Below are 22,265 nucleotides of genomic sequence, written 5' to 3'. Positions count from 1 at the left end.
GCTGCGCCGGCCGCGCCCGCGACGCCGTCGCAGCCCCGGCAGGTGCTGCACCCGCCGGTCGAGGTGATGCGCCCCGCCGCCGTCACCGCCGTGCCGCCCGCCGACGGGCTGGGCGGGGGCGGCGTGCAGTACGAGCTGAAGCTGGACGGCTTCCGCTGCGTCGCCTTCGCCCGCGGTGAGCGTCCGGCGTTCCTGCAGTCCCGCAGCGGTCGCGACCTCGCCCCCGAGTTCCCGCCGGTCGCCGCCGCCGTCGCCCGGCTGCCGGAGGGGCTGGTGCTGGACGCCGAACTCGTCGCCTGGCGGGCCGGGCGGTTCGCCTTCGAGGAGCTGCTGCACACCCGGCAGGCCCGGGCCGCGGCGCCGGACGTCGTGCTCGGGCTGATCGCCTTCGACCTGCTCGCCCTGCCCGGCCGCGACGTCCGGCGGCTGCCGCTCACCGACCGGCGCCGTCTGCTGCTGGCCGCCCTGGCCGACGTCCCGCCGCCGGTCCAGCCGGTGATGGCCACCACCGACCGGGCGGAGGCGCTGGAGTGGATGGAGCAGCTGGCCGACACCGGTGTGGAGGGCCTGGTCTGCAAGGCCGCGGCCTCCCCCTACCGGGCGCGCGGCGCGAGCCGGGCCTGGGTCAAGTACCGGCGCAGCGACACGGTGGACGCCACCGTCCGCGCCCTCACCGGTCCGGCCTCCCGGCCGCACGCGCTGGTGCTCCGGCTCGACGACGGCCGGGTCTTCCTGACCACCCCCCGGCTCACCCCCGTCCAGGCCCGCGAGGTCGCCCAGGTCGCCGGGCCGCTGCTCGGCCCGCCCGCCACCGACCCCGACCACGGCCAGGTGCACCCGCTCACCGGCCCGCTGCGCGCCGAACTCACCCTCACCGGGCGCCCGCCCACCGCCACCTTCGTCCGGCTGCGCGGGGACTGACCACCCGACGAGTCGGACCGCTGAAGCTGCCCGGCCGATCGGTCCCCGCCGGGTTTCGGTGTCCACCAGAGCGCGTTCACCCTCGCTCGCGTTCACCCACGTCCGAGGACGCGCGTCACTTCCGCCGCTTCCCCGCCGCGTGGACGAACTCGGTGACCAGCGCGTCCTCGAACACTGGCAGGTCCCCCGGCTTGCGGCTGGTCACCAGCAGGCCCGGCCCGTCCCGGCAGACGTGCACCTCCTCGTCCACCCAGTGGGCGCCCGCGTTGACCAGATCCGTCCGCAGGCTGGGCCAGGAGGTGAGGGTGCGGCCGCGGACGGCATCGGCCTCGATCAGCGTCCAGGCGGCGTGGCAGATCGCGGCGACCGGGCGGCCGGAGGCGCAGCAGGCGTGCACGAAGGAGACCGCCGCGCGGTCCAGCCGCAGGTGGTCCGGGTTGGCGACGCCGCCGGGCAGCACCAGCCCGTCGTAGTCGGCCGGGTCGGCCTCCGCGACCAGGCCGTCCACCGCGAAGGTGTCCCCGGGCTCGCGGTGCCGGACGGCCCGGACCCGGCCGGGGGCGGTGGAGAGCAGCCTCGGGACGCCGCCGGACTCGGCGACCGCCTGCCAGGGCGAGGTGAGTTCCTGCTGCTCGACGCCGTACGGGGCGACCAGGAAGGCGATCGTCCGGCCGGTCAGGGTGGTCAGCGGCCAGCCCATGGCTCAGTGCGGGCGGCGGGTGGTGAGGTCCTCGGCGGGCGGCGGGACGGTGCCGACCCGGGCCCGGGGGCAGTCGAGGTGGACGGTGCGGTCCAGGTGGTCGATCCGGGCGACCAGGCCGACCGGGACGAGCACCCGGGCGCCCGGCACCCAGGGCTCGGCGTCGACCATCAGGTGGTCGCCGCCGTCCTGCTCGACCCTGCCGAGCCGGCCGTCGGTGGCGTGCACCTCGTACCCGACCAGGGCGAGGTCGGCGGCGGGGTGGGAGCCCGGACGGTACTCCCACAGGTCGGTACTCATGGGCACCTCGCGATGGTTCGGTCCCCCGTCACGTCACGCAGCCGGATCACGTCACGCCTCCGGGCGGTCCCAGGGTCGGCGCTCGCGCCGCTCCTCCCGCGCCGGGTCGACGGCTTCCGTCTGACGGCCTCCCCGGCGCCGCCGCAGCAGTTCCGTGGCTGCCACCGCGGCCGCCACCGAGGCGGCCCAGACCACCCCGAGGGCGATCAGCACGCCCGTGGTCGGGGTGCGCACCCCGATGCCGAGGCAGATCGACGTCATCACCAGCACGGTCAGCAGCACCCCGGCCGAGATCCGGCGCCCGGCGGCGCGCAGCGCGCCCAGGACCCGGTTCGGCGACTTCGCCCCCATCGTGCTCAACTTCCGGTCGAGGCGCGTGTCCTGGCGCAGGTCGGACTCGATCTCCTCGAGGAGCCGCCGCTCCCATCCGCTCAACGCGGGTCCGTCCATCTCGGTCACCTCCGACATTCCGGTGACGTGCTCGCACCCGGGCGGTTGCCCGGTACGGGCCGGCGTTAACCGCTCCGGGGACCGCCGGTTCCGGCGTCCACGCGCCCGAAGGCCCGGGGACGAGCGAGCAGGCTGTCGTCCAGGACACGCAGCAGGGCGGCGGCGTCGCGGTGGACCTCGACCGCGCCGGCCGCCCGCAGCTCGGGACCGGCGTCCCCACCGGTCTCCAGGGCGACGCAGGGCACCCCGACCCGCAGCGCCGCCAGCACCTCGCGCACGCTCCCGGCGACGGCCACGGCGTGCGCGGGCTCGCCGTCCACCAGCTCCAGAGCGGCCCGCACGGGGTCGCTGCCGGGGGCGGTCACGGTCAGGGCGGGCGCCCCGGCCGGCCCGGGGCCCGTCAGCACCACCGTCCAGCCACGGGCGGCGCACTCGCACAGCAACTCGACGCCGCCGGGCAGCCGGGGCCGCCAGTCGGTGCCGAAGAGAGCCGCCGAGATCACCGTCATGGTCACCGCTCCCCTTGCCGTGCTTCCGTGCTTCCGTCGCAGGCCACGCACCGTGCGCGCCCTTCCAGGTTAGGACGCTCCCCGGCCCGGCGCGCTGCCTGCCGAGGACGGGCACCCCCACCGGCGAAAACCGCTTGGCGGGCGGTGCGCGGACCGCCATACTCCGGACGTTCACGGACGAGCGGAGGGGAGAACGCGTGGCGGTGTTCGCGTGCGCGGGGTGCGGTGCGGAGCTGACCGCGCCGGTGACGGAGGTGGCGCTGCCGCCGCACGCGCACCGCGAGGGCGGGGACCGGTACCTGCCGCCACTGCTGGAGCCGGGGACCTTCGCCGTCGACCCGGAGCCCTCCGAACGGCCCTGGCAGCCCTGGGCCGCGATCACGCCCGCGCAGGCCGCCGCCCAGGGCGTGTACGCACCGGTCGACGGGCTGTGGTCCGGCCCCGGCGGGGCCGTCCTGCTGGCCCCGGGCGACACCCGCGGCACCGCCCTGATCCCCGAGCAGTGCGACGGCTGCTGCGCTTCCGCCGGAGGTCCCAACCTGGCCTGCGAGCGGTGCGGGCGGACGGTGGGTGCCCGGATCGACGACTGCTACCGCTGGCAGGCGGTCTGGCTGTATCCGCAGGCCGTACGGCGGCTCCCGGTCGCGGGCCCGGCCCGTCCTGCCGGGGACGGCTGGTCAGTGGCGCCGACGCCGCCGCTCGACCCCCTCGGCGGGTGGAGCGACCGGTGGAGCGCCGCGGTCGGGACCGCCCTGGCCGAGGTCCTGGCGGCCTCCGGCGGCGCGCCGGTGGCGGTGGTCCCGGGCCTGCTCACCGAGACCTTCGGCCGCACCCTGCAGCGGCTGCTCCCGGCCGGCGCCCCGGTCCGTACGCTGGGCCTGGCCGGGCCCGGCCTCGCCCCCGAGCCGGTGCCGGACATCACCCTCGTCCCCCGCCACCCGTGGACCGGCGCCGCCTGGCAGCCGGCCCCCGGCGGCGCGGTGGCCGTCCCGCTGGACGCCGGGGTGTGGACGTACCTGGCCTTCCCGCCCGTCCGCCCCACCACCCGGCTGCCCGCCGGGGAGGAGCGCGACGACCCGCCGCCGCTGCGCCCGTACCGGCTGTTCGAACCCGACCGGCACCTGCTGCGTCACCGCCTCGCCCGGCTGCCCGCCGTCCGGCAGCCCTGGCTGCGCGCGATCTACGATCGGCTCGGCGACCGCCGCCACCACCGGGCCGCATCGGAGGGCACCCCATGAGGATCAACCTGACCACCGTGTTCGTCGACGACCAGGACAAGGCGCTGCGCTTCTACACCGAGGTGCTGGGCTTCGTGAAGAAGGAGGAGGTCCCGCTCGGCGAGTACCGCTGGCTCACCGTGGTCTCGCCCGAACAGCCCGACGGCACCGAACTGCTCCTGGAACCCGACAACCACCGGGCCGTCAGGCCGTACAAGACGGCCCTGGTCGAGGACGGCATCCCGGCCGCCCAGTTCGCCGTGGACAACGTCCACGGCGAGTACGACCGCCTGCACCGGCTCGGTGTGCGGTTCACCCAGGAGCCGACGGCGCTCGGCCCGGTCACCATCGCGGTGCTGGACGACACCTGCGGCAACCTCATCCAGCTCGCCCAGTTCCACCGCTAGCCACCAGGACGAACCGGCCGGGCCAGCGCCGCCTCGCGATCAATCCGGTGCCGGGCGCGCGCTCGGGACGTGCCGGCCGCGCGACCCGAGGGCCCGTGGCCGGCACACCCGCCTCGTCCTAGGAGAGCGCCACGCCGACCGTCGCGGCCCAGATGCCGTCGTTCGAGGCCGAGGGCGCGACGGCGCTGCCCCAGGCCAGCACCAACCGGTCCGGGCCCAGCGCGGAGAACCCGAAGGTGTCGCCGGGCCACACCGTGCCAGTGCCGAAGTTCTGCGAGACCTGGACCGGGGCGGACAGCCAGCCCTGGGTGGTCGAGAAGGTCCGGAGGTACTGCGCGTAGCCGCGCGGGTCGCTGCTCGACAGCCAGCCCACGTAGGCGATCCCGGGCGGTCCGGCGACGACCTGCATGATGTGCGGGACGTTCAGCGTGTCGGAGGGCACCTGCAGCGGGGCGGACCAGGTCGCCCCGTGGTCCCGGGAGTACGACAGCCACCCGGTGTCGCTGTTCGAGCCCTGGGTGTCCCAGGTGGCGTACAGCGTCCCGTCCGGGCCGAGCGCCTCGCTGCCGTCGATCCACCACTCGCTGTTGTTCATCGACCCGGCGCCGCCGCCGATCCGCACCGGCTGGGACCAGGTCGCGCCGCCGTCGGTGGAGCGGGTCGCGTAGGTGTAGGCGACGGTCAGGTCGTCGGTCGGGACGTTGGTGACGACGTAGCCCTGGTAGAGCACGTCGATCGAGCCGTCCGGCTCGACCACGACGGGCGCGCTGTCGGCCCCGCTGTTCGGGTAGCCGGGGCTGATGTGCGACATCGCGCTCCAGGTCCGGCCGCCGTCGGTGGATTTCTGCAGCACCGCGTTGACGTCGCCGGTGGCGAAGGAGCAGCTGCCGGACGCCGCGCAGACGAAGGTGACGGCCGCCGCGCTCGGCCCGTAGTCCCAGGTCAGGTAGAGCGTTCCGTCCGGACCGGCGGTGATGAAGTCCCGGTCGCCCCAGTTGTTCGCGTCCGGCGGGGCGATCTGGCCGACGGTCTTGAAGCTGGCGCCGTGGTCGGTGCTGACGTCCACGACGGGGTAGGTCAGGCCGGAGCGGGAGACCATGAACGCCACGTAGACCGCGCCGTCGGGCGCGACGGTGATCGCCGGGTCCCAGGACCGGCTGCCGTTCTGTCCGGTGCTGCCGGGCAGTGTCAGCGGCAGGCCGAAGGTGGATCCGCCGTCCGGCGAACCGGCGAAGCCGATGCCCTTGCAGCCCATCCAGACGTCGTACACGGCGTTCACCGCCGGATCGACGGCCTGGATGGTCTCGGCGTTCTGCCCGGAGCAGGCGGCCGAGATGTTCCTCGGGGTGCTGATCGTGTAGGAGGCGGCCGCCGCACGGGCGGCCGGGCTCGCGCCGACGCGGGTGCCGGCCGGTGCGGCCTGCGCCGGTCCGGTGGTGAGGGCGAGGACGGTGACTCCGGCGCAGAGGCCGACGAGCAGGGATCTGAGCGTGCCGAGACGTGCGCGCACGGGCTGATCTCCTCAGGGTGGATGGGAGCCTGGGGGAACGGGCGTGGGGGGCTGGCGGGCCGTCAGCAGCTGGGCCGCGTCCCGCCTCCGGACGGATTCCCCCGGGTCCCGATCGCGAAGCCGTGCAGCTGTGGAGACAGCTCGGACGTCGTGTGCGGGGCCGGTTCAGATCACGGAAAGCCACGCAGGGGTATTGCGCTGCCCTGCGTGGCCGGATAGGCACCGGGCGATCGGATCGGCCGATCATCCGAACGACAACCTCCGGCACACCGGCCTCAGCGCCCCGGGGCGACCCGGCCGAGCAGGTGGAGCAGCCGGTCCAGGGCGTCCTTGGAGTTGGGCTCGGTCAGGTTGACCATCAGCCGGAACGCCACCTTCAGCAGCGCCGGGTGGCCCAGTCCGGCGGCGCCCGCGGCGCCGAGCAGCCGGGGGCGGCCGAGCAGGTCGGCGGCCAGCCGGCCGAGGGCGAAGTAGCCCGCGTAGGCGGAGCGCAGCTTCTGCGGGTAGGCGCGCAGGGCGAGTTCGCGGCCGCGGTCGGTGCGGCGGGCGTGCGCCTGGACGATGGTCTCGGCGGCGTAGCGGCCGGATTCCATCGCGTAGGCGATGCCCTCGCCGGTGCCGGGGCTGACCGTGCCGCCGGCGTCGCCGATCAGCAACAGGCCGTCCGCGTAGTGGGGTTGGCGGTTGAGGCCCATCGGGAGGGCGGAGCCGCGGATCGGCTCGGTGACGGCCTCGGGGGTGTAGGCGTAGCCGGGCGGCAGGTCGGCGCACCAGCGCCGCAGCAGGTCGCGCCAGTCGAGGTCGGTGCCGGCGGTGTCGAGGACGCCGAGGCCGACGTTGGCGGTGCCGTCGCCCATGCCGAACACCCAGGCGTAGCCGGGCAGGAGGCGGTGGGCGGGGTCGTTCGGGTCGCGCAGGTCGAGCCAGGCCTCCAGGTAGCGGTCGTCGTGGCGCGGGGTGGTGAAGTAGGTGCGGTAGGCCACGCCCATCGCGCGATCGGTGCGCCGGTAGCGCTTCATCGCCACGGACAGCCGGGTGGAGTTGCCGTCGGCGGCGATCACGATCGGGGCCCGGTACTCGACGGGCTTGCGCTCCTCGCCCAGTTTGGCGCTGACGCCGGTGATACGGCCGGACCGATCGTCCGTCAACGGGCCCGCCACGTTGGCCCGTTCGATCAGCCGGGCACCGGCCGCAGCGGCCTTGCGGGCGAGCAGTTCGTCGAAGTCGGCGCGGCGGCGCACCAGTCCGTGGCCGGGGAAGGCGGAGAGTTCGGGCCAGTCGAACTCCAGCGAGCGGTGCCCGGAGATCAGCCGCAGACCGCGGTTGTGCAGCCAGCCGGCCTCCTCGGAGGTGTCGATGCCCATGTCGACCAGTTGCTTGACGGTACGTGGGGTGAGGCCGTCGCCGCAGACCTTCTCGCGCGGGAAGGCGGACTTCTCCAGCAGCAGGACGTCCAGGCCGGTGCGGGCGAGGTGATAGGCGGCGGTGGAGCCGGCCGGGCCGGCGCCGACGACGATGACGTCGGCGCTGTCCTCGGTCGGAGCGGTCGGCTGCCGCTCCGGTCGCACCTGCTGCTCTGGGCCGGGCATCGAACACTCCCCCTGGGTCGGATCGGCTGCGGACCGGACCGCTTGCTCACGCGGTCGGCCGCACCCGCAACGGAATCGGCGGACTGGGCGGTTCCAGACGGACGATAGAGAACCCCGCCTTCCGCCCGCCGCCCCGACACGCGGGCCCGGGTCGCGGACCGGCCAATACCGGCCATCGCATGACATGCCTGCGGCGCGCACGAGTTCAACACAATCGGGTGATCAGATTGTTGCGAGGGACTAGCCGGACTAATCGCTCTCAGCGATGCATTCCGGCCAAACCTCCCTTGCGTCACGTTTCCCACTACGGGAACTTTTGTGCCCCTCACGTCGTACGAATCCGGTCCCCAGCCCGGCGGCCGACCGAGACATCCCTCCCACCTCACAGGCTCGTCCCGGCCTGCCATTACCCGATGGAAAACGCATGCACATCCGCTCCACCGCCGCACGCTCCCTGGTGGCCGTCCCGACCGCCGCCGCCCTGATGCTGCTCGCCCCCGTCGCGCACGCCGCCGCCGGCGGCAACGGCAACGGCAAGGGCCACCCCGGCAACAACGGCACCGTGAAGATCCACGATGCCGCCACCGGCCAGGAGGACGTGCGCAACGAGCCCAAGGTCTGCACCTTCTACCTGGACTCCTTCGGCTTCGACCCGAACCAGGACGTGCTCTGGGCGATCTTCGACATGAACAGCGACATGACCGAGCCGGTCGTGTTCGGTGACCTCCCGGTCGACGACAAGGGCCACATCCGCACCGAGGACATCAACCTGCCGGACGGCCACTACATGCTGTTCTGGAAGGCCATCCCGCTGGTCGACGGCGAGCTGCCGGAGCAGCCGGACGTCAGCAACCCCAAGCACAAGGTCTTCAAGGTCGACTGCGGCGGCCAGACCCCGGCCCCGACCGGCAAGCCGACCGCCACCGGCACCCCGACCAAGGCCCCGTCGGCGAGCCCGACCGCCGTGCCGAGCACCACCCCTTCGCACACCCCGGTCCCGTCGCACACCCCGACCCCTTCGCACACCCCGACCCCGTCGCACACCCCCGCGCCCTCGCACTCGGCCACGCCGCCCGCCACCCCGGCGCCCACCGCCCCGGCGACGACTCCGGCGACCGAACCGGCCAAGACCCCGGCGCCGACCACCCCGGCCACCGAGCCCGCGAAGACCCCCGCGCCCACCACCCCGGCCGCCGAGGTTCCGACCGACGCGCCCAGCGACGCCCCGAGCGCCGGCCCGTCCACCCCGCCGACCGCCACCGTCCCGGTGCACCCCGGTACCGGCACCAAGGTCACCCCGGAGCAGCCGCTGGTCGTGCCCGCCAAGGTCAGCGTCCCGACCCCGATCCCGGGCGCCTCGGACGGCAAGAAGCTGGCCTCCACCGGTAGCGACGGCACCCTGCTGTACGCGGGCGTCGGCACCGCCCTGCTGGTCGCCGGCGCGGGCGCGGTGGTCTACACCCGCCGTCGCCGCACCTCCTCCTGACGATCCGCAGGAGCCGGCGGCACCGCTGAGGTGCCGCCGGAACCCGATCGCGCCGCCTCCGGGGGTCTGAGCCCTCCGGAGGCCGCAGGGCCGCGTCTGAGCCGCGGCACCACGGAGCCCCTGGCCCCGTCGGCAGCCGCGCCGGCGCCACGGGCTCCCGGCCGTGACCCCGCCCCTCCCAGCGGGCACGGCCGAAGACGACGGAAGCCCCTGGCCGCACGGGGGGACGTGCCAGGGGCTTCCGTTCTTCACCACGGCCACGACGGCCTCAGTGGTTCACCGTCGTCACGGATTCACCGCCAGCACCACGAACTCCGCCAGCACCCCCAGGTGCAGCGCGCCCTGCAGCAGGGTCGCCCGGCGCGGGATGACGGTCAGGGTGCCGAGCACGACCGTCAGGGTGAGCAGCACCATGTGCGACGGTCCGAGGCCGAGGACGAGCGGGCCGGAGAGCCAGGCGGAGGCGATCGCGACCGCCGGGATGGTCAGGCCGATGCTGGCCAGGGCCGAGCCCAGGGCCAGGTTGAGACTGGTCTGCACCCGGTTGCGCACGGCCGAGCGCAGCGCCGCGATGGTCTCGGGCAGCAGCACCATCATGGCGATCACCACGCCGACCACCGCCTGCGGGAGTCCGGCGCTGTCCACCGCGGACTCGATGGTCGGCGAGACACCCTTGGCCAGGCCCACCACCGAGACCAGCGCGACGGCGAGCAACAGCAGGCTGACCCCGGCGGCCCGGAGGGTGGGCGGGCTCGCGTGGTCGTCGTCCTCGTCCCGGCGGATCTTGCCCTCCGGGGTGACGGGCAAGAAGTAGTCCCGGTGCCGCAGGGTCTGGGTGGTCACGAACAGCCCGTACACCACGAGCGAGGCGGTGGCCGCGTAGCCGAGCTGGGTGGTGGAGAACTGCGGGCCCGGGGTGCTGGTGGTGAAGGTCGGCAGCACCATGCTGAGCGTGGCGAGGGTGGCGATGCAGGCGAGCGCCGTGCCGGTTCCCTCGGCGTTGAAGACGGCGGTGCGGTACTTGAGCGCGGCCACGATGATCGACAGGCCCATGATCCCGTTGCAGGTGATCATGACGGCGGCGAACACGGTGTCCCGGGCGAGGGTCGCGGACTTGTCCCCGCCGTCGGCCATCAGCGTGACGATCAGCGCCACCTCGATCACGGTGACCGCCACCGCGAGCACCAGCGATCCGAACGGCTCCCCGGTCCAGTGGGCGATGACCTCGGCGTGGTGCACGGCGGCCAGCACCGCCCCGATCAGGAACACGGCGACCACGCCCACCACCCAGCCGGGCAGGTCCTTGTGCCAGGTCAGGACGAGGACGACGAACGCCGCCACCGGGACGACGAGGGTCCATTGCGCGGAGGCCGCGCGGAGCTTCGTGATCATGCGCCCGAGGATCCCAGACCGGGGGCCGGTCACCCCGGCGCCCGCGCCGGGGTACGTAGGGATGTGGCACGACTCATCCCGATTTGCGCAGTCACCCGCCGTAGTCGGCGAGGTAGCGGAGCACCTTGTCGACGTGCGGGCGGACCCGCTCCGGAACGCCGCCGGCGGCCGCCACCGACTTGTCGCTGGTGCGGTAGGCGGCGGCGACCAGGGCGGGCAGGTCCCGGGTGAAGCCGCGGCGCTTTATCTGCTGGTCGAGCCAGCAGACGTAGTTGCCCATCGCGGCGATCGCGTCGCCCGGGTCCAGGTAGGACTTCGGGCCGTCGTGGTTGGCGGCCTTGGCCCAGGCGTCGAAGACGGCGGGCGTCCACATCGCGATGCCGTACTCGCCGGTCTCCGGGCTGGCCGCGTTCGGGTCGAAGCCGCTCTCCGCCTTGAGCATCGCGGCCAGCAGGGCCGGGGTGATCTCCGGCTCGGGGCAGCGCCGGGCCGCGTCCTCGATCATGCCCCGGTAGGCCGTCGGGACGTCGGAGCCTGCCGGGATCGCCCCGGGCAGCGGCGGCGGGGCGCGGTGGACGCCCGGCGCGAGGGGCTCGGGGCCGCCGGTCAGCGCCAGCAGGACGGCCGCGCACGCCAGCAGGCCGGCGCCGGCCCGGACGGCCCTGCGGCGCCCGGCCGGGCGGGCGGTGGCGCGGGCGACCAGCGCGGCGAGGTCGATGCGGGCGCGCTCCTCCCGGTCGGCGGCCAGGCAGGCCGCCACCACCGGCCGCCAGCGCGCCGGCAGCGCCTGGTCCGGCCGCAGCGGGGCGGCGCCGCGCGCGTACGCCTGGGCGGCCAGTGACCGGGCCCGGGCGGTGGCGCCGAGGAAGGGGTGCAGTCCGCCGGTGAGCAGCTGGTGGGCGATCACCCCGAAGGCCCAGACGTCGGCGCTGGGGCGCAGCGCGACCCCGCGCGCCCCGGTGCGCTGGGACCACCACTCGGGCGGGACGTGGTCCGGCGAGCCGAGCGGCGGGGCGTAGGCGTGGGTGCCCTCCAGTTCGGCGGTGAGGCCGAAGTCGGCGATCTTGGCGGTGCCGTCGGGCATCAGCAGGATGTTGGCCGGTTTGAGGTCCCCGTGGACCCAGCCCGCCCGGTGCATGTGGGTCAGTCCGGCGCAGACCTCGGTGAGGATCCGCTCGGCGCCGGGCACCGCCGTGCCGACGCGGGCGGCGGCCAGGACGTCCTGCAGGCTGCGGGCGGCGCGCTCCATCACCAGGGCGACGGCGCCGTCCAGTTCGGGGTGGTCGGGGTCGTCGACGGTGGCGACGGCGAGGGTGCGGATCAGGTGGGGGTGGTCGGCGCGGCGGCTGAAGCGCAGCTCGCCCGCGGCCATCTGGGCCAGGGTGCGGCGCTGACCGGGGCTGGAGCGGGCCGGGCCGAGGAGTTTGACGGCGGCCGGGGTGCCGTCCGGGCCCTCGGCGGCGTAGACGCTGCCCCAGGCGCCCGCGCCGAGGAAGGCGCCGGTGCGGTAGCCGGCCAGCGGGTAGCCGTCGGGGACGTCGAAGGGCGGCGGCGCGGCGACGGGTCGCTCCGCGGGGGGCTCGGCATCCGGGGCGGCGCCCTGCTGCTCGCCGTGCCGCTCGCCCCGCTGCCCGGGCGGCTTCACGGCCGGTGGACCGGGCGCCGGGGCGGGAGCAGGGCCAGGTGCTCCTCCCGGACGAGGTCGAACCTCAGGGCCAGGGCGACCAGTTCCTCGCGCTTGCCGCCCGCCGGGCCCTCCTCGTACGGCTCGCGCAGCCGCAGCTTCGCGCCGACCAGGTAGTCGATGTGGTAGTTCACCGCCGAGCGGGTCAGCCCCCGGCAGGAGGGCAGGGCGCGCAGCCGAGCCAGCACGTCGGTCACCCCGGGGACGGCGGCGGTGGAGGGCGAGCGCAGCCGGGGTTCGCAGAGCGCGAGCAGCACCAGGAAGTACTTGGCGGTCGGGTCCAGGGCGAAGGGGCTGACGGTGTGCTCGCCGTCGGCGCCGCCCGGGGGGCCGTCCAGGTAGGCGTGCTGGGGGGCGAAGACCTTGAAGGCGGCGGGCTCGCCGAGGGCGGGCAGCAGGACGCGGGAGAGCTCGAACGGGACGGGTGCGCCGAGGCGCCCCGGGGCCACCTTGATGTGCTCCCCCGCGCCTTCGAGGTTCTCCACCACGTAGGTGGCGGTGGTGCTGAAGTTGGACAGCCGCCAGTAGTCCTCGGCGGCGACCACCTCGCCGGCGCGGCGGGAGACGCCCTGGTCGGGCAGCGGGATGGCGAGCGGCCGCCCGGGCTCGCCGCGGCCGAACACCGCGGCCTCGCCGGGGCCCATCCGCAGCAGTCCGGGCGCCGCGCCGGGCGCCGGATCCGGCGCCGGGCCGGGCAGTTGCACGATGACCGTGTCCACGCAGCCACCTCCGTGGGATCGGCTCGATGGTATCCGTCCGATTCGCCGGGGTGGCAAAGCGCCACCCGGACGAGTGAAGGAACGCGGCCAACCCCGTCCGGTCGGCGCGGAGTTGTCCTCCGGGACCGTGAGCGGCGCGTACACGGCCGGCAAAAGGGCGGTTCAAGGTCTGGTCAAAGCAGCGGCGTTGGCGTACGGGCCTCGGGGCATCAGGATCAACGCGATCCTCCCCGGCACCACGGGCACCGCCTTCATCCGCCCGGCAGGCGTCCCGGACGGGGCTTGGGTACAGTCCAAGAAGGCCTACGGCCCTTTGAACATCGAGGGGTTGGAACGTATGGCCGAACCGGAGGAGATCGTCCGGGCGATCCTGGCACTGACCTCGGACGACTTCGGTCACCAGACCGGGGCGTCGGTGCCGGTGGACGGCGGCGCGACGGCCGGGCGGCGGATGGTTCCGCCACCCCGATGACTGATCCTCCGTCAGGCGGCAACTTGTCCGTGTGCTGAACATTCGGCGAACGATTGCAGTCAGTAGTTGAATGGTCACCATGAGTGTGACGCAACGCACACATGCGTAGTCCAGGATGTGTGCAAGACTCATCTCACCCAGTGAGATTCCCTTAATTTCCAAGGAGGTTCGTATCATGCACACTCGGATTGCAGCCGTGATGATGACGGTGGCAGGGATCGCAGGGCTGTCGGCTGCCCCCGCCATGGCCGCCACGGCGACGTCCGAGGCCGGCACCGTCGCCTGCGCCACGGTGCTCAACCGCCCCTGCATCACGCACCAGGCCGACGGTGACGGCATCGTCGGCATAGCCCAGGTCAACGCGGACCCCACCCAGTTGACGATGGTTCAGGTAGAGGTGCGCTCCCAGCAGGCCTGGGGCAGCCCGTGGGAGGCGGTCGCCAGCGCGTCGACCGTCCGACTCGGCTCCGCCCAGGCCGCCACCCCGAAGGTCACCGGCCCCGCCCCCCACATCATCTGCGCCACCGCCGGCCCGGCGCTGGACGCCAGCAAGCAGGTGACCACCTGTACCAACCCGTTCTGACCCCTGACGTCAGAACTCCGGGCCGTCCACCCGTGGAACGGCATCCGTAAGACAGGGCAGCCCGTACGACAGGGCGCAGGGAGCCGGGGCCTTCACAGGCCCCGGCTCCTCGCACATCCGCCCCGACAAGCCCCCACCAGGCCGGACGCCCGAGCCCCCGCACCGGCCCCGGGTGGACCTAACGGCCCCGTTCACGGCAAACTGGTCTAGACCTCGGAGGTCTAGACCTCAGACTCGCCTCAGAACGGTGGACCCAGTATGGAAATCGTGATCGTCCCTGACGCCTCAGCGGCCGGCGAACTCATCGCCGCGGCGATCACCGATCTGCTGACCGACAAGCCCGACGCTCTGCTCGGTGTCGCGACCGGCTCGACCCCGCTGCCGATCTACCAGTCCCTCGCCGAGCGGGTCCGGGACGGCCGCCTGGACGCCTCCCGGGCGCGCGTCTGCCAGCTGGACGAGTACGTCGGCCTGCCGGTTGGCCACCCGGAGTCCTACCGCTCGGTGGTGCTGCGCGAGGTCGTGGAGCCGCTCGGCCTGACCGAGGACTCCTTCCTGGGCCCGGACGGCAACGCGGCCGACATCGCCGCGGCCGCCACCGCCTACGACCGCGCGCTGACCGAGGCCGGCGGCGTGGACCTGCAACTGCTCGGCATCGGCACGGACGGCCACATCGGCTTCAACGAGCCCTGCTCCTCGCTCGCCTCCCGGACCCGGATCAAGACCCTGACCCGGCAGACCCGGGTGGACAACGCCCGCTTCTTCGACAGCATCGACGAGGTCCCGCACCACGTCATCACCCAGGGCATCGGCACCATCCTGGAGGCCCGCCACCTGGTCCTGCTGGCCACCGGCGAGGCCAAGGCCGAGGCCGTCGCCCTGGCCGTCGAGGGCCCGCTGGCCGCGGCCGTGCCCGCCTCGGCCCTGCAGCTGCACCCGCACGCCACCGTGGTGGTCGACGAGGCCGCCGCCTCCCGCCTCAGGCTCGCCGACTACTTCCGCGACACCTACGCGGCGAAGCCGGCCTGGCAGAAGCTCTGACCCGTACGGTCACGACAGCCGGGGTGCCGATCCCTCGATCGGCACCCCGGCTGTCCGTTTTCGCTAGCGCTTGCGCAGCCAGTCGGCGAAGGCGTCCAGGGCGGGGCCGGGGTCGCGGCGGCCGACGCCGATCCGGAAGCGGTCGGTGGGGGTGGGGGTGAGTTCGGAGCGGAACATGCTCGCGGGCATCAGCAGCACGCCGGCCTGTTCGACCAGGGTGGTGCAGAAGTCCTCGACGCCGTCCGGGCCGAGGTAGCGCGGGTAGGCGACGCAGCCGCCCTCCGGGGCCCGCCAGTCGAAGAGCTCGGGGAACTCGGCGAAGAAGGCGTCGAACCGCGGCAGGTTCTCGGCGATGATGCCCCGGTTGCGCGCCAGGATCCGGTCGCGGGCGGTGATCGCGATCCGGGCCAGCACCTCGCTGGGCGCCGAGTTGCAGATGGTGGTGTAGTGCTTGGCCCGCTCCAGCCGGGTGCGCAGCTCGCGGTCCCGGCAGGCGATCCAGCCGATCCGCAGGCCGGGCAGGCCGAGGGACTTGGACGTCACGTTGAGCGAGAGGGCCGTCGCGGAGAGGTCGGCGGCCTGCGGCAGGGCGCGGGCCGGGTCGCGCTCCAGGCCGCGGTAGACCTCGTCCGAGAACAGCCGGATGCCGCGCTCCTCGCAGAGTTCGGCCAGCCGGGCGAAGTCGGCGGCGGGGATCAGCGTGCCGGTGGGGTTGTTCGGGAAGTTGACCGAGAGCACCTTGGTGTTCGGCCGCAGCGCCGCCTCGAGCGCGTCCAGGTCGAGCGCCCAGTCCTGCCGCTCGTCCAGCGCGACGCCGGTGACCTCGCAGAGCGAGAGCGGGATGGTCTCCGCCGACTGGTAGTTGGGGGTCAGCACCACCGCGTGGTCGCCCGGTTCGAGCAGCACCTGCATGGCGAGGTTGATGCCCTCCTGGGCGCCGCCGAAGCAGATCACGTCGTCCGCCTCGACCTGCTCGTACATCCCGGCGATCGCCCGCCGCAGGCCCGGGTCGCCGAAGGTCTCGGTGTAGCCGAGGGCGAGGGTGTCCCAGGCCTCGCGGTCCTCGGGGCCGGCCAGGGCGAGGAGTTCGGCCATCGTCATGCTCTGGGAGTCGGAGGCGGTGAGGTGGTACCGGGCGGTGAACTCCCAGCGGGTGAAGTAGGTTTCGAGCCGGAAGTCGGGCAGCTGGGTCATCGGGTTCTCAGTCTTTCCTGGGGTTCGGCCGGGTGCTTGAGCTCGGCGAGCAGGGCGTAGGCGGTGGAGCGGGAGATCCGCAGCGCGGTGGCGACGGCGGGGACGGCGCGGCGGACGGCGAACACCCCGGCCTCGTCCAGCTCGCGCAGTACGGCGAGCCGGTCCTCGCGGGTGAAGCGTTCCAGCGGGCGGCCCCGCGCGCGGACGTGGCCGCCGATCACGTCGTTCATCCGCTCCGTCCAGTCGCGTTCGAACAGCGGCTCGGGGCGGGGCGCGGTGGGCGCGGCGAAGTTCGCCAGCAGGGCCGCGGCCTGCTCCAGCGGGCCGCGGTCGAGGTTGACGCAGAGCACCGCCGAGGCCTTTCCGGCCTCGTCCCGCAGCACCGCGCTGACCGAGGAGAGCCGCCGGCCGTCCGGCAGCAGCTTCTCGTACGGCCCGTAGACGTCGGGCGCGGATGGGTCCAGCTCGTCCAGTTCGCCGAGCAGGGACGGGTCGCCGGGGGCGCGGGTGGTCATCGGGTTCCAGATGGCCAGCACCCGGTCGGTGGCGGTGTCGTGCAGCACCACCTCGGCGTAGGGACCGAGCAGCAGGGCCACCGCGCGGCAGACCGGCGACCAGGTCCGCACACGCGGGTCGGGGGTTTCGGCAGGCATGGATGGACTGTACGTCCGACTCGGATGCTTCGTCCAGAAGCCGCTCGGGAAAGCTCCGGCCGGGTGTCCGGCGACGTGACCAGGGTCTCAGTCAGGATCCGGCAGGAAATTGGAGTTGTGGAGTCGTATTCGTTAGCGTTCGATCGTGAGGCTGACCAAGAGCACCGACATCGCCCTCCGCATCGCGATGCGACTCGCCGTACTCGGCGAGGGCGAGAACCCGACCACCCGGGAGGTGGCCGAGTCGGTCGGCGTGCCGTACACCCACGCGGCGAAGGTGGTCAGCAGGCTGCAGCACCTCGGAGTGGTGGAGGCCCGGCGCGGACGCGGCGGCGGGCTGATGATCACCTTCGCCGGGCGGACCGGTTCACTCGGCCTGCTGCTGCGGGAGCTGGAGGGCATCGGCGACGTGGTCGGCTGCGAGGACGACCCACCGTGCCCGCTGCGGGCCGCCTGTCGGCTGCGCGGGGCGCTGCGCACCGCGCAGGAGGCGTTCTTCGCGGCGCTCGACCCGCTCAGCATCGACGACCTGGTGGCCTCCCCCACCGGGCCGGTGCTGCTCAGCCTCACCCCCAGACCCGCCGACTGACCCCATCCCCCCGGGGGTCAGTCGGCGCCCACAGGCTTTAATGCGAATCTCAGATACCAGTTCTCAGCTACCAGTCAGGAGCTCCTCTGATGCTGTCCGCGAAGTCCGCCGAGGTCGTCGAGGCCACCCTGCCCGTCGTGGGCGGCGCGATCGGTGACATCACCCCGCGCTTCTACGACCGGCTCTTCGCCGCGCACCCGGAGCTGCTGCGCGACCTGTTCAACCGGGGCAACCAGGCCAACGGCACCCAGCGCGAGGCGCTGGCCGGCTCGATAGCCGCCTTCGCCTCGGCGCTGATCGCCAACCCCGACCAGCGCCCGGACGCGATGCTCGCGCGGATCGCCCACAAGCACGTCTCGGTCGGGATCAACGACGAGCAGTACAAGGTCGTCCACGAGCACCTGTTCGCCGCGATCGTCGAGGTCCTCGGCGAGGCCGTCACCCCCGAGGTCGCCACCGCCTGGGACGAGGTCTACTGGCTGATGGCCAACGCTCTGATGGCCATTGAGAAGCGGCTGCGCGCCGAGGCCGCGGCCGGCGGCGACCAGGCCGACCTGTGGCGCCCGTACACCGTGGTCGCCCGCCACCAGGAGACCGAGACCGTCACCACCTACCTGGTCCGCCCGGCCGACGGCCGCCCCCTCCCGGCCTCCCGCCCCGGCCAGTACGTCTCGGTGCGCACCGAACTGGCCGACGGCGCCCACCAGATCCGCCAGTACAGCCTGTCCGGCGGCGCCGACAACGCCCTGCGCTTCAGCGTCAAGCGTGACGGCGAGGTCTCCGGCCACCTGCACGACCACCTGCAGGCCGGCGACACCGTCGAGCTGGCTCCCCCGCTGGGCGACATCTTCCTCGCCGAGGGCGACGGCCCGGTGCTGCTCGCCTCGGCCGGCATCGGCAACACCCCGATGACCGCCATGCTCGACCACCTGGCCGCCACCGGTTCCACCCGGCAGGTCGTCTCGGTGCACGGCGACCGCGACCAGCTCAGCCACGCCTTCCGCGCCGACCTGGAGCAGCTGACCGCCAAGCTGGCCAACGCCACCGCCCACGTCTTCTACGAGCAGCCGCTCGGCGAGTGGCCGGCCGAGCGCACCGGCCTGGCCGACCTGTCGACCGTCGAGGTCCCGGCCGGCACCACCGCCTACCTGTGCGGCCCGCTGCCCTTCCTGCGCGCCGTGCGCGGGCAGCTGATCGAGGCGGGCGTCCCGGCGGCGGACATCCACTACGAGGTGTTCGGGCCGGACCTCTGGCACGGCGCCGGCGCCTGATCCCTCAAGAAGGTTCCTGCGCAGCCTCCTTCGCCGGCACCGGCCCGCCCGTTACCTTCACGGGCGGGCCCGCGCCGTTTCGTCACGGCCTGAGTTCGAGGGTGCAGCACTTCGCCCCGCCGCCGCCCTTGAGCAACTCGGAGACGTCCACCGGGATCGGCTCGTAGCCGTGCTCGGCGAGCCGGCCCGCCAGATTCTTGGCCGCCTCCGGGAGCAGCACCCGGCGGCCGTCCGAGACCGCGTTCAGCCCGAACACCTCGGCGTCGGCCCGGTCGGCGAGGATCGCGTCCGGGTAGAGGGAGCGCAGCACCGAGCGGCTGTGGAAGTCGAAGGCCTCCGGGTAGTACATGACGTCGTCGTCGGCGAGGACGGCCAGCGCGGTGTCCAGGTGGTAGAAGCGCGGGTCGACCAGGGTCAGGCTGACCACCGGCACGCCGAACAGCTGCTCCGCCTCGGCGTGCGCGGCCCGCGAGGTGCGGAAGCCCGTCCCGGCGAGCACCCGGCGGCCGACCACCAGGTGGTCGCCCTCGCCCTCGTTGACGTGCCCGGCGCGGCGCACCGCGCGGTAGCCGTGCAGGCGGAACCAGGACTGGTAGGCCTCCGACTCGGCGGCCCGTTCCCGGTGGCGGAAGGTCGCCACCAGGGCCCGGCCGTCCAGCACGGTCGCGCCGTTGGCGGCGTAGACCATGTCGGGCAGGCCCGGCACCGGGTCGATCAGCTCGACGGTGTGGCCGAGGCGCCGGTACGTCAGGTGCAGCCGCTCCCACTGGCGGACGGCGAGCTCGGTGTCGGTGGGCTGCGCCGGGTCCATCCACGGGTTGATCGCGTAGTCCACCGTGAAGTACGTGGGCCGGCACATCAGGTAGCGCCGGGGCCGCGCCGTACGCGCCGGGGTGTGCGTGGGCATTGCTCAACCGTCCTCGGATCGCGGGGAGTCGGGGTACGCGTCGCTCCAGAGGCGGCTGCCCCGTCGCTCCCGTTCGCACACCCGCGCGGGCGTTCCCGGCGGGCGCAACCCCCCGCGCACCCGGCGCGAGCCCCGGCGCACGGCCATGCCGCCCGGGGCTACCAGCGCACGGCGGCGAAGTCCACCGGCTCGGTCCGCAGCGCCCGGGCGCGGACGGCGAGGGCGCGCAGTCGGCGGTCCGCCTCCTCGGCGGGCATCCGCTGCTTGTCGCCGTGGCCCGGCAGCAGCCATTCGAAGCGCAGCGCGTCCAGGCTTCGGTCCAGCGAGGCGGACTGCTCCTCGATCGAGTACCAGGTCACCGCCTCCTGCACCTCGATGTCCTCGTTGGTGCGGGACCAGTACAGGCTGTCACCGCTGAAGCAGTAGCGCTGGTCGGCGACGTACAGCACGCTGCCCAGGGTGTGGCCGGGGAAGGGGTGGGCGACCAGGCCGGGCGAGATCTCCACCGGGTCGGTGCCGCGCAGCACCTCGTCGGCGTCGGGGGCGGAGGCGAGGTCTCCCTCGTGGATCCACAGCCGGGCGCCCAGCCGGTCGGCGTACTCCCGGCCGTGTGCCGCGTGGTCGCGGTGGGTGAGCAGGACGTCGGTGACCGGGCCGAGCGCCTGGTAGCGGGCGGCGAGCGCCTCGCTGTAGCGGGGCGTGTCGATCATCACCCAGCCGTTGGGCCGGCGGCACAGGTAGGAGTTGGCGCCCGCGGTCTGCCGGGAGTTGTGGCCGAGCAGCAGCACGTCCCCGTCCTCGTCCAGCGCGAGCGGGAACGGGTCGGTGGCCGGGTCGAGCCGGCCGGTGCCGGGGCGGATCGAGCGGGTCGGGCAGGCGTGGGCGGCGGCGAGCAGCTGCCGCTGCTCGGCCTCGTCGCGCGGCTGGCGGATCAGTTCGGACTTGCGGGCGTGCTCGCGGATCAGGTCGGGCGCTAGCTGCCGGGCCACGTCGCAGTTGGTGCAGCGGTCGTCGACGGTCCAGTTCTCGGAAGGGTTCATGGTCCGGTTCTCCCCCAGGAAGAACGGCCGCCGGTGCGGCGCGCCGTACTTCGAGCATGGTCCGGACGGGCCGGAAAGCGGAAGGGGGCCCGGATCTTGTGCTTTCCGGTGCACGGCGCTCTGGGCGCGGCACCGCGCAGGGCGAGCTCCGACGGCTCGGACCGGGGCCGCGCGGGCTACGTGGCCCATCTCACGTACCGCCAGGGTCACCTACGGTGGCGTAGGTCACTTGAAGAGGTGAACTATCTCTTTCATGCCGAACCTCCAGGAGACCCTTGACCTCAGTTCGTACGCCGCCCTCGGGGACAGCTTCACCGAGGGTCTGAACGACCCCGGTGCCGACGGCGCCTTCGCCGGCTGGGCCGACCGCCTGGCCGGGATGCTCGCCGAAGGCAGGCCGCCGGGCGGGTTCCGCTACGCCAACCTGGCGGTGCGCGGACGGCTGCTGGACCAGATCGTGGCCGAGCAGGTGCCGCAGGTCCGCCGGCTCCAGCCCGACCTGGTCACCTTCTGCGCCGGTGGCAACGACATCCTCCGGCCCGGCAGCGACCCGGACGAGGTGGCCGAGCGCTTCGAGGCCGCCATCGCCCAACTCGCCGAGAACGCCGGGACGGTGCTGATCTGCACCGGCTTCGACACCCGCGAGGTGCCGCTGATCAAGCACCTGCGCGGCAAGATCGCCACCTACAACGGCCACATGCGGGCGGTCGCCGACCGCTACGACTGCAAGGTGGCCGACCTGTGGTCGCTGCGCGCGGTGCAGGACCGCCGCGCCTGGAGCGAGGACCGGCTCCACCTGTCCCCCGAGGGGCACCAGCGGGTCGCCCTGCTGGCCGCCCGCTCGCTGGGCCTGCGCACCGAGGACGACCCGGAGGCCCCGTGGCCGACCACCCGCGTCCTCTCTCCCGCCGACCAGCGGCGCGAGAACCTCCAGTGGGCCCGCGAGCACCTGATCCCCTGGGTCGGCCGTCGCCTGCGCGGCGAGTCCTCGGGCGACCACGTCGAGGCCAAGCGGCCGGAGCTGCTCCCGCTCTGACGATCCGTCAAGCAGTGCCACCGGGTGCCGCGGTCCCACCGGACCGCAGCACCCGGTGCGGCAGTGCGGCACCGGCCGCGCCGACCAGGTACCAGAGCAGGTCCGGCGGGTTGAAGGTCGACCCGAGCACCAGGTGCACCAGCCCGCTGTGCCGCCCCCACGCGTCCGGCAGCCCGGTGGCCTGGAACAGCTCCACCGCCCAGCTCACCCCGGCCGCCACCAGCGCGGCCCGCGCCGGCCGCACCTTCGGCGCGACCAGCACCACCACGGCGTAGACCAGGACGGTGTAGAGCGCGTCGCCCGCGTACTTCGCCGGGTCGCCGGTCATGGCGGCGCGTACACCCAGGCCGGCCGCCACCGTGAGCAACGCGGCCGCGGCGGCGGGGAGTCGGGTGAGCAACTCCGGCCGTAGCCGTCGGGGCGGGAGACTGCGGAGATCGTCCATCCGCCCCAGGCTACGTGCGGTCCCCATCCGTCACATCCGCACCCCCGCCCCCGCCCCCGGAACCACGGCGCGACGCCGGACGTCACTCCCCCTGACGAGCCGTCCGTGCAGGTCACGGGCGGGAGTTCGAGCAAGGCGAGCGGGCGGGGA

24 protein-coding genes are annotated in these 22,265 nt (G+C 73.9%); 10 read left to right on the top strand and 14 right to left on the bottom strand.

The annotated features are described in order from the left end of the window. Window positions 1–66: 66 nt before the first annotated feature. Window positions 67–921: a DNA ligase gene (locus tag ACIG5E_RS29135; protein ID WP_396538343.1), complete on the top strand. Its 855-nt coding sequence runs from the start codon at window positions 67–69 to the stop codon at window positions 919–921. A 115-nt stretch (window positions 922–1,036) separates the two neighbouring features. Here ACIG5E_RS29135 and ACIG5E_RS29130 read toward each other — a convergent pair whose 3' ends face one another. From ACIG5E_RS29130 to ACIG5E_RS29115, 4 genes are all read right to left on the bottom strand, one after another. Further along, complete coding sequence (locus ACIG5E_RS29130) at window positions 1,037–1,621, bottom strand: type 1 glutamine amidotransferase domain-containing protein (protein ID WP_396538299.1); 585 nt, start codon at window positions 1,619–1,621, stop codon at window positions 1,037–1,039. A gap of 3 nt (window positions 1,622–1,624) precedes the next feature. Continuing rightward, window positions 1,625–1,921, bottom strand: coding sequence for a PRC-barrel domain containing protein (locus ACIG5E_RS29125; RefSeq protein ID WP_396538297.1), 297 nt, complete (start codon window positions 1,919–1,921; stop codon window positions 1,625–1,627). 51 nt (window positions 1,922–1,972) lie between these two features. Next, the gene (locus ACIG5E_RS29120) at window positions 1,973–2,371 is read right to left on the bottom strand and encodes a DUF3040 domain-containing protein (RefSeq protein ID WP_396538295.1); all 399 of its coding nucleotides are present in this window, start codon (window positions 2,369–2,371) and stop codon (window positions 1,973–1,975) included. Window positions 2,372–2,436: 65 nt separating this feature from the next. Further along, window positions 2,437–2,880 carry an HAD family hydrolase gene (locus ACIG5E_RS29115; RefSeq protein WP_396538293.1) on the bottom strand — a complete coding sequence of 148 codons (444 nt, stop codon included), beginning with the start codon at window positions 2,878–2,880 and terminating at the stop codon, window positions 2,437–2,439. A 197-nt stretch (window positions 2,881–3,077) separates the two neighbouring features. Here ACIG5E_RS29115 and ACIG5E_RS29110 point away from each other — a divergent pair, with 197 nt between their 5' ends. Both ACIG5E_RS29110 and ACIG5E_RS29105 read left to right on the top strand, forming a co-directional pair. Further along, a complete protein-coding gene (locus ACIG5E_RS29110) occupies window positions 3,078–4,118 on the top strand; it encodes a hypothetical protein (protein ID WP_396538291.1) in 1,041 nt (346 codons plus the stop codon). Further along, window positions 4,115–4,504 carry a VOC family protein gene (locus tag ACIG5E_RS29105; protein WP_396538289.1) on the top strand — a complete coding sequence of 130 codons (390 nt, stop codon included), beginning with the start codon at window positions 4,115–4,117 and terminating at the stop codon, window positions 4,502–4,504. Before ACIG5E_RS29110 ends, ACIG5E_RS29105 begins: the two co-directional genes overlap by 4 nt. Window positions 4,505–4,622: 118 nt before the next feature. Here the strand turns inward: ACIG5E_RS29105 and ACIG5E_RS29100 are convergent, their stop codons facing one another. After that, complete coding sequence (locus tag ACIG5E_RS29100; RefSeq protein ID WP_396538287.1) at window positions 4,623–6,014, bottom strand: hypothetical protein; 1,392 nt, start codon at window positions 6,012–6,014, stop codon at window positions 4,623–4,625. Window positions 6,015–6,289: 275 nt separating this feature from the next. After that, a complete protein-coding gene (locus ACIG5E_RS29095) occupies window positions 6,290–7,603 on the bottom strand; it encodes a geranylgeranyl reductase family protein (protein WP_396538285.1) in 1,314 nt (437 codons plus the stop codon). A 424-nt stretch (window positions 7,604–8,027) separates the two neighbouring features. Here ACIG5E_RS29095 and ACIG5E_RS29090 point away from each other — a divergent pair, with 424 nt between their 5' ends. Next, on the top strand, window positions 8,028–9,089 hold the full coding sequence (locus ACIG5E_RS29090; protein WP_396538283.1) for an LPXTG cell wall anchor domain-containing protein: 1,062 nt from the start codon (window positions 8,028–8,030) through the stop codon (window positions 9,087–9,089). 285 nt (window positions 9,090–9,374) lie between these two features. Here ACIG5E_RS29090 and ACIG5E_RS29085 read toward each other — a convergent pair whose 3' ends face one another. From ACIG5E_RS29085 to ACIG5E_RS29075, 3 genes are all read right to left on the bottom strand, one after another. Further along, the gene (locus tag ACIG5E_RS29085; RefSeq protein ID WP_396538281.1) at window positions 9,375–10,481 is read right to left on the bottom strand and encodes a calcium:proton antiporter; all 1,107 of its coding nucleotides are present in this window, start codon (window positions 10,479–10,481) and stop codon (window positions 9,375–9,377) included. A gap of 91 nt (window positions 10,482–10,572) precedes the next feature. Beyond that, complete coding sequence (locus ACIG5E_RS29080) at window positions 10,573–12,126, bottom strand: serine/threonine-protein kinase (RefSeq protein ID WP_396538279.1); 1,554 nt, start codon at window positions 12,124–12,126, stop codon at window positions 10,573–10,575. Further along, window positions 12,123–12,884, bottom strand: a complete 762-nt coding sequence (locus ACIG5E_RS29075; protein ID WP_396538277.1) for a serine/threonine protein kinase — start codon at window positions 12,882–12,884, stop codon at window positions 12,123–12,125. Before ACIG5E_RS29075 ends, ACIG5E_RS29080 begins: the two co-directional genes overlap by 4 nt. A 127-nt stretch (window positions 12,885–13,011) precedes the next feature. Here ACIG5E_RS29075 and ACIG5E_RS29070 point away from each other — a divergent pair, with 127 nt between their 5' ends. The 3 genes from ACIG5E_RS29070 to nagB all read left to right on the top strand — a co-directional run bounded on the left by ACIG5E_RS29070 (window position 13,012) and on the right by nagB (window position 14,980). Continuing rightward, the gene (locus ACIG5E_RS29070; RefSeq protein WP_396538275.1) at window positions 13,012–13,356 is read left to right on the top strand and encodes an SDR family oxidoreductase; all 345 of its coding nucleotides are present in this window, start codon (window positions 13,012–13,014) and stop codon (window positions 13,354–13,356) included. A 175-nt stretch (window positions 13,357–13,531) separates the two neighbouring features. Further along, on the top strand, window positions 13,532–13,939 hold the full coding sequence (locus tag ACIG5E_RS29065; RefSeq protein ID WP_396538273.1) for a hypothetical protein: 408 nt from the start codon (window positions 13,532–13,534) through the stop codon (window positions 13,937–13,939). A gap of 258 nt (window positions 13,940–14,197) precedes the next feature. Then, window positions 14,198–14,980, top strand: a complete 783-nt coding sequence (gene nagB / locus ACIG5E_RS29060; protein ID WP_396538271.1) for a glucosamine-6-phosphate deaminase — start codon at window positions 14,198–14,200, stop codon at window positions 14,978–14,980. 63 nt (window positions 14,981–15,043) lie between these two features. On the opposite strand, the gene ACIG5E_RS29055 is transcribed toward nagB, so the two are convergent. Both ACIG5E_RS29055 and ACIG5E_RS29050 read right to left on the bottom strand, forming a co-directional pair. Then, the gene (locus ACIG5E_RS29055) at window positions 15,044–16,174 is read right to left on the bottom strand and encodes an aminotransferase class I/II-fold pyridoxal phosphate-dependent enzyme (protein WP_396538269.1); all 1,131 of its coding nucleotides are present in this window, start codon (window positions 16,172–16,174) and stop codon (window positions 15,044–15,046) included. Continuing rightward, entirely contained in the window at window positions 16,171–16,827 is a 657-nt protein-coding gene (locus ACIG5E_RS29050) for a transcriptional regulator (RefSeq protein WP_396538267.1), read from the bottom strand. The genes ACIG5E_RS29055 and ACIG5E_RS29050 overlap by 4 nt, the downstream gene beginning before the upstream one ends. 145 nt (window positions 16,828–16,972) lie before the next feature. On the opposite strand from ACIG5E_RS29050, the gene ACIG5E_RS29045 reads away from it, so the two are divergent. Then, window positions 16,973–17,416, top strand: coding sequence for an RrF2 family transcriptional regulator (locus tag ACIG5E_RS29045; RefSeq protein WP_396538265.1), 444 nt, complete (start codon window positions 16,973–16,975; stop codon window positions 17,414–17,416). Window positions 17,417–17,505: 89 nt separating this feature from the next. Beyond that, window positions 17,506–18,687 carry a globin domain-containing protein gene (locus tag ACIG5E_RS29040; protein ID WP_396538263.1) on the top strand — a complete coding sequence of 394 codons (1,182 nt, stop codon included), beginning with the start codon at window positions 17,506–17,508 and terminating at the stop codon, window positions 18,685–18,687. A gap of 82 nt (window positions 18,688–18,769) precedes the next feature. Here ACIG5E_RS29040 and ddaH read toward each other — a convergent pair whose 3' ends face one another. Both ddaH and ACIG5E_RS29030 read right to left on the bottom strand, forming a co-directional pair. Next, a complete protein-coding gene (gene ddaH, locus ACIG5E_RS29035) occupies window positions 18,770–19,594 on the bottom strand; it encodes a dimethylargininase (RefSeq protein ID WP_396538261.1) in 825 nt (274 codons plus the stop codon). A 158-nt stretch (window positions 19,595–19,752) separates the two neighbouring features. Next, window positions 19,753–20,634: an MBL fold metallo-hydrolase gene (locus ACIG5E_RS29030; RefSeq protein ID WP_396538259.1), complete on the bottom strand. Its 882-nt coding sequence runs from the start codon at window positions 20,632–20,634 to the stop codon at window positions 19,753–19,755. Window positions 20,635–20,887: 253 nt separating this feature from the next. Between ACIG5E_RS29030 and ACIG5E_RS29025 the strand changes: the two genes are divergently transcribed. Next, window positions 20,888–21,670, top strand: coding sequence for an SGNH/GDSL hydrolase family protein (locus ACIG5E_RS29025; RefSeq protein WP_396538257.1), 783 nt, complete (start codon window positions 20,888–20,890; stop codon window positions 21,668–21,670). A 7-nt stretch (window positions 21,671–21,677) separates the two neighbouring features. On the opposite strand, the gene ACIG5E_RS29020 is transcribed toward ACIG5E_RS29025, so the two are convergent. Further along, entirely contained in the window at window positions 21,678–22,115 is a 438-nt protein-coding gene (locus tag ACIG5E_RS29020) for a DUF2809 domain-containing protein (protein ID WP_396538255.1), read from the bottom strand. Between the last annotated feature and the right edge of the window lie 150 nt (window positions 22,116–22,265).

This window comes from Kitasatospora sp. NPDC053057, assembly GCF_044546945.1.
In the GTDB taxonomy this organism is placed as follows: domain Bacteria; phylum Actinomycetota; class Actinomycetes; order Streptomycetales; family Streptomycetaceae; genus Kitasatospora.
This window is presented reverse-complemented; position numbering and strand designations above follow the sequence as displayed.

Bases quoted from the DNA above. Each gene is read 5' to 3' on its own strand.
- ACIG5E_RS29135 (WP_396538343.1), top strand. From the start codon at position 67: ATGCGCCCCGCCGCCGTCACCGCCGTGCCGCCCGCCGACGGGCTGGGC.
- ACIG5E_RS29130 (WP_396538299.1), bottom strand. From the start codon at position 1,621: ATGGGCTGGCCGCTGACCACCCTGACCGGCCGGACGATCGCCTTCCTG.
- ACIG5E_RS29125 (WP_396538297.1), bottom strand. From the start codon at position 1,921: ATGAGTACCGACCTGTGGGAGTACCGTCCGGGCTCCCACCCCGCCGCC.
- ACIG5E_RS29120 (WP_396538295.1), bottom strand. From the start codon at position 2,371: ATGGACGGACCCGCGTTGAGCGGATGGGAGCGGCGGCTCCTCGAGGAG.
- ACIG5E_RS29115 (WP_396538293.1), bottom strand. From the start codon at position 2,880: ATGACGGTGATCTCGGCGGCTCTCTTCGGCACCGACTGGCGGCCCCGG.
- ACIG5E_RS29105 (WP_396538289.1), top strand. From the start codon at position 4,115: ATGAGGATCAACCTGACCACCGTGTTCGTCGACGACCAGGACAAGGCG.
- ACIG5E_RS29095 (WP_396538285.1), bottom strand. From the start codon at position 7,603: ATGCCCGGCCCAGAGCAGCAGGTGCGACCGGAGCGGCAGCCGACCGCT.
- ACIG5E_RS29090 (WP_396538283.1), top strand. From the start codon at position 8,028: ATGCACATCCGCTCCACCGCCGCACGCTCCCTGGTGGCCGTCCCGACC.
- ACIG5E_RS29085 (WP_396538281.1), bottom strand. From the start codon at position 10,481: ATGATCACGAAGCTCCGCGCGGCCTCCGCGCAATGGACCCTCGTCGTC.
- ACIG5E_RS29065 (WP_396538273.1), top strand. From the start codon at position 13,532: ATGCACACTCGGATTGCAGCCGTGATGATGACGGTGGCAGGGATCGCA.
- nagB (WP_396538271.1), top strand. From the start codon at position 14,198: ATGGAAATCGTGATCGTCCCTGACGCCTCAGCGGCCGGCGAACTCATC.
- ACIG5E_RS29055 (WP_396538269.1), bottom strand. From the start codon at position 16,174: ATGACCCAGCTGCCCGACTTCCGGCTCGAAACCTACTTCACCCGCTGG.
- ACIG5E_RS29050 (WP_396538267.1), bottom strand. From the start codon at position 16,827: ATGCCTGCCGAAACCCCCGACCCGCGTGTGCGGACCTGGTCGCCGGTC.
- ACIG5E_RS29040 (WP_396538263.1), top strand. From the start codon at position 17,506: ATGCTGTCCGCGAAGTCCGCCGAGGTCGTCGAGGCCACCCTGCCCGTC.
- ddaH (WP_396538261.1), bottom strand. From the start codon at position 19,594: ATGCCCACGCACACCCCGGCGCGTACGGCGCGGCCCCGGCGCTACCTG.
- ACIG5E_RS29030 (WP_396538259.1), bottom strand. From the start codon at position 20,634: ATGAACCCTTCCGAGAACTGGACCGTCGACGACCGCTGCACCAACTGC.
- ACIG5E_RS29025 (WP_396538257.1), top strand. From the start codon at position 20,888: ATGCCGAACCTCCAGGAGACCCTTGACCTCAGTTCGTACGCCGCCCTC.
- ACIG5E_RS29020 (WP_396538255.1), bottom strand. From the start codon at position 22,115: ATGGACGATCTCCGCAGTCTCCCGCCCCGACGGCTACGGCCGGAGTTG.